The organism is Peptostreptococcus faecalis, assembly GCF_900240845.1.
GTDB classification, from domain to species: domain Bacteria; phylum Bacillota; class Clostridia; order Peptostreptococcales; family Peptostreptococcaceae; genus Peptostreptococcus; species Peptostreptococcus faecalis.
The window spans coordinates 1-890 of sequence record NZ_OERU01000028.1 but is presented as its reverse complement, the minus strand read 5'-3'; the positions used below and the strand labels follow the sequence as shown (position 1 = coordinate 890).

The window sequence follows — 890 nt, the reverse complement described above, 5'->3', positions numbered from 1 at the left end:
AATTTTTCAAATATTGGAAGTGACTTTTCACACTTTTCAGTCTCAACACAATATGATAATCTCATATATGATTTAGATCCAAATCCTGCACCTGGCACTACTAACATATCATGTGCTTTAGCTTTTTCTGAGAATTTTTCTGAATCTCCATCTGGAGCTTCTATAAATAGATAAAATGCTCCAGCAGGTTTTGCAACCTTATATCCTAATTTTGTCAATCCATCATATAATAGATCTCTATTCTTCTTGTATACTGTTAAATCTGGTTCGACACCAACACATCTTTCTATTACTAACTGGAATAATGTTGGAGCACAAACATAACCTAATACTCTAGATGCTCCTGCTACAGCAGCCATTACCATCTTATCTTCTACCTTGTTTGGTACTAGGATATATCCTATACGTTCACCTGGTAGTGACAATGATTTTGACCAAGAATAACAAACTATTGTATTGTCATAGTAGTTTGAAACAAATGGAACCTTTAATCCATCTATAAGAACTAATTCTCTGTATGGTTCATCAGTTATTAGGTATATTGGACTACCATTTTCATCTGATTTTGCCTTTAACAAGCTACTTAATTCTTTTATTTCATCTTCACTATACACTACTCCAGAAGGGTTGTTTGGAGAGTTTATTACTATTGCCTTAGTATTTTTAGTAATCGCAGCTTTTATTCCTTCAATGTTAAGTTGCATATCGTCTTTTGCAGGAACTAATACTTGATTTCCACCTTGTCCATTTATGAATACTGTATATTCTGGGAAGAATGGTGCCAATACTATTATTTCATCTTCCGGTGAAGATATTAATGCCTTAAATGTAATATTTAAAGAAGCTGCCGCTCCACAAGTCATCAATAAATTATCTTTAGTATAATCTGT

At 32.9% G+C, this 890-nt stretch carries 1 protein-coding gene; it reads right to left on the bottom strand.

Annotated elements, in window-relative coordinates:
- Positions 1-890: pyridoxal phosphate-dependent aminotransferase (locus C0982_RS10365; RefSeq protein ID WP_101774094.1), on the bottom strand; the 890-nt coding region annotated here is incomplete at both ends.